The sequence below is a fragment of the Peptoniphilus sp. genome (assembly GCF_034090345.1).
Lineage (GTDB): Bacteria > Bacillota > Clostridia > Tissierellales > Peptoniphilaceae > Peptoniphilus.
Window position 1 is genome coordinate 1 of the sequence record NZ_JAXDSS010000022.1, and the last position, 4,320, is coordinate 4,320.

Annotated in this window: 2 protein-coding genes and 1 pseudogene; 1 reads left to right on the forward strand and 2 read right to left on the reverse strand. The window is 32.0% G+C overall.

Annotated features, from left to right (window positions below; translation table 11 throughout):
- Together SOR77_RS02065 and SOR77_RS02070 are read right to left on the reverse strand one after the other, a co-directional pair.
- Positions 1–763, reverse strand: a pseudogene (locus SOR77_RS02065) (hypothetical protein); the annotation flags it as partial.
- A gap of 199 nt (positions 764–962) precedes the next feature.
- On the reverse strand, positions 963–2,711 hold the full coding sequence (locus SOR77_RS02070; protein ID WP_320635543.1) for an ABC transporter ATP-binding protein: 1,749 nt from the start codon (positions 2,709–2,711) through the stop codon (positions 963–965).
- A 115-nt stretch (positions 2,712–2,826) separates the two neighbouring features.
- Between SOR77_RS02070 and murJ the strand changes: the two genes are divergently transcribed.
- The coding region (gene murJ, locus SOR77_RS02075) for a murein biosynthesis integral membrane protein MurJ (RefSeq protein WP_320635544.1) at positions 2,827–4,320 on the forward strand (1,494 nt) is incomplete at its 3' end.

Genomic DNA, 4,320 nt, shown 5'->3' on the forward strand with positions numbered 1-4,320 from the left:
TGCCAAGTATAAGTGCTAAAACATTTTTATCAATTCTGACAAAAACATTTAATATTGTTACCCCTGTATCAAAGTTTTTAAAAAATCCTGATACTACTGTAGCGACAAGCGCTATAAAAACTGTCTTAGCCAGAAAGTAATTAGCTGATGTATATTTTGGTGGCAACTTAAAAATTGTCTTTCTTTCCACTTGCTTTACTTCTTCATCAGATTGAAAGCTCTCCCCGCTATCTTTTAATTTTAAAATACTATTTGCTTCTTTTCTCAAACAAAATGATGCAAGGGGATAACCTACGAACCCTTGAAGTACTACTAAAAGAGTGGCTATCAATTTTAAATCATGCCTACCTATAGCTGTTGCAACTTCTGCCATTTGTAACCCAGCTATAATTCCACCAGAAATAGGAGGTGCTGCAACTATTGCAGTTTCATTTCCAACCATAACTCTACCAACTGTCATAAGTAATACAACAATACCAACTATCCCTCCCGCTGCTATTGTCAAAGTTTTCCATTGAGCTATAAGTTGTCTTATATTTAGCATAGATCCCATGTGTACAAGTAAAGTAGTTATAAATAGAGCCCCAAATCCATACAACAATGAGTCCTTGAAAAGTGTTTCTGGAACGCCCATCCAAAAACCTGCTAAAAAAATTGCTGAGCAAACAAAAAGAGATGGTACTATACTCTTTGTTGCAGCAGCTACTATGTCTCCCACAGTAAGAACGATAAAAATAAATAATAATGCTTGTAAAGAATCCATATTTCTCCCCCTCTATTTAGTGCTTTTAACCATTAAAGCAAATTGTTTGTCGATTATTATACTCTTGCAAATTTTATTTGTCAATGAATTTAAATATAAAAATATTAATAAATCATATCTGCGCTAAAAATTCACTACACAAAAAGTACTCTTAACCATTGCGATTAAGAGCACTTTAATAACACTATAAAATTATTTTTTATAAATCTAACATTCCACCCTTTGTGTACAAATCATAATAATATCCCTTTTTTCTCATAAGTTCTTCGTGAGTTCCTCTTTCGACAATTTTTCTATCTCTCATCACAAGTATCTCATCTGCATTTTGAACCGTTGTGAGTCTGTGAGCAATAGTTATTGTTGTCCTTCCCTTTGATAACTCTACCAAAGACTCTTGAACTATTTGCTCACTCTTATTATCAAGAGCAGATGTCGCTTCATCTAAAATTAATATCGGTGGATTTTTCAAAAATACTCTCGCTATAGAAATTCTTTGTTTCTGACCGCCTGAAAGTTTTACTCCTCTCTCTCCAACATAAGTTTCAAGACCATTTGGCAACTTTTCAATAAATTCAAGAGCTCCTGCCAATTTGGCAGCTTCTAAAACTTCTTCATCTGTTGCCTTTGGATTTCCATATCTTATATTTTCAAGAACAGTGCCCGAGAAAAGATATACATCTTGTTGCATTATTCCTATATTATTTCTCAAAGATTCAAGTTTTATTTCTCTTACATCTTTTCCATCTACTTTTATTGAGCCACTTGTAACGTCATAAAATCTTGGAATTAAATTACATATTGTAGTCTTACCTGCCCCACTAGGTCCAACTATGGCTAGATTTGCTCCTGGATTTATCTTCAAATTAAATTTTTCTAAAACATTTTTAGTGTCTGTCTCATATTTAAAATCTACATTTTCAAACTCTATAAGGCCTTTTACTTTGCCCATTGAAACTGCATTTTCAGAATCTACAATTTCTGATTTTGCATCCATAATTTCTGTAAACCTTTCAATGCCTGTCATACCTCTTTGGAATTGTTCTGTAAATTCCACTATTCTTCTAACAGTTGTAAGTAGTGAAGTCACATACATAACATAAGCCATCATATCTCCGGCAGAAATTTTATTTGATATCATAAATAGTCCGCCGCATGAGATTATTATAAGATACATAATTCCGTCAAAACTTTTCGTAACGACAGTAAAACCTGCCATTGCCTTGTAAAACATTTCTTTTATTCTTAAAAACTTTTTATTTTCTCTTTCAAATTTTTCAGTTTCAACTTTTTCATTTGCAAAGCTCTTTACAACTTTTATACCTAATAGAGAATCTTCTATAGATGAATTCAAATCCCCTACTTGTACTCTTTGCTTAGCTTGTGCTGATTTCATTATCATTCTAAATTTTGTTGAAGTATATATCATCAAAGGCAATGTTGCAAATAGCACTAATGTCAAAGTCAAATTTATATTTATAAGAATTACAAATGAAAACAATATTTTTATAAAACCTATAAAATATTCTTCCGGACAATGGTGTGCAAATTCTGTAATGTCAAATAAATCGTTGGTTATTCTACTCATCAGAACTCCAACTTTTGTTTCGTTATAAAATGAATCGCTCATACTTTGAAGATGTGAGTAGACATCCGAACGCATATCAGTCTCTATCTTTGCGCCCATTATATGACCTATACTGGCCATATAGTATGAAGCCACTAATTCGATAATTTTTAAACCTAAAAATAATAAAGATAATCTAACTACAAGTTCAACAGTTAGAGAGTTCATATCTCTTAGTCCCGTATTAGTTAAAGTTCTAAGAATTAATGGTAATGCCATTTCAGAAGCTGTTGTAAATCCCGCACAAATTAAATCAATTAACAATATGAATCTATATTTATAAAAATAGGGATACACTCTTTTTATTAAGTTTACATTTTTCAATTAATCACCTTCCTCAGTTTAAAATTTTATAATATAAAAATTTACTTTTCAATTGTATATCGGTTATAATTGACATTAATTTGTATAAAGCTTAAACTCTTATCTGGAGGTAATTATGGAAAATACCAAAAAACTTGCAAAATCTACTCTTGCCATAATTGTGTTTTCACTTGTTGGTAAGTTAATGGGATTTATCAGAGAATCTCTTCAAGCAGGAGTATTTGGGGCAACTAACGAGATGGATGCTTTTATAGCTGCTCAATCAGCAACAGCTATTGTGTCTGCATTAGTTACTACAGCTATAGCAACTACTTTTATTCCTGCTTTAACTAAAGCTGAAAATGAACTTGGAGAAAATCAAAGGAATTACTTTACTAATAATTTACTTACTTTAGCTACTATCTTTTCTATAGTCGTAGCTATACTAGGTTATTTATTTGCCCCACAACTTGCAGTTTTATTTACAACAAAGACAAAACCTGAAGTATATTTATTGGTTATAAAACTTATAAGACTTGGAATTCCGGTTGTAGTCTTCTCAGCAATTGTAGGAGTTTTTACAGGCTTCCTACAATACAACAATAGATTTGCTGCCGCCGGAGCGATAAATATACCGCTTAACCTTTGCTATATCTTCTTCCTATTATTTATGACAAATATGGGAGGAATTTATGGACTTACAATAGTATCTGTAATTGGTGTATTAGCTCAGATTATATTTCTCCTTCCGGATTCTATTAGACAAGGTTATAGGCCTAAACCTGTACTCAATTTAAAAGATAAATATGTAATGGAAGCTTTGGCATTAGCTGTACCAGTACTTATGAGTTCAGCTGTAAACGACATAAATGTCATAGTAAATAGAAAACTTGCTGCAAATATGATTGAAGGATCCGTTTCTATTTTAAATTACGCAAACAAAATGAATCTTATGATTCTTGGGATTTTTATTGCTGCTATAACTTCAATAATTTTTCCTACAATGTCTCGTGCGTTTAGTAGCGATAATAAAATCCAAGGAAAAAGAGTTATGAATGCATCAGTTAAGCTAGTGCTTTTCTTGACAATTCCTGCAACAGTTGGAATGATTGTACTGGCAAGACCCATCGTCGATGTCGCTTTCTTACACGGTGTCTTCACTAAACAAAATGCAATTGATACCACTGCAACTTTAAGATTTTATACCCTTGCTTTGATATCAATGTCTGTATCTATGGTACTGAATAGAGTTTATTATTCTATAGCTGATACTAAGACACCTTTTGTAGTTGGTCTTGTAAATGTAGTAATAAATGTCGTCTTAAACTTGCTTGTGGCTCATAGATTTGGAACTCGTGGTCTTGCAGCTTCTGTTTCCATCGCAACAACTATTGCAGTTTTAATTTCTTTCATACTTTTAAGACGAAAAATAGGAAATCTTGGCACTAAATCATATATAAGAGCGCTTATAAAGACTACCCTTTCAGCTACTTTTATGGGATTATTTGCGCTAATCTATTTCCCAATTGAATCAATTTTAATAAATCCAAATATGTCAAATGCAACTTCTACTATAGTTAAACTTATATTACTTTTGATTGTAGTTGGAATAGCTGCATTGATATACGGT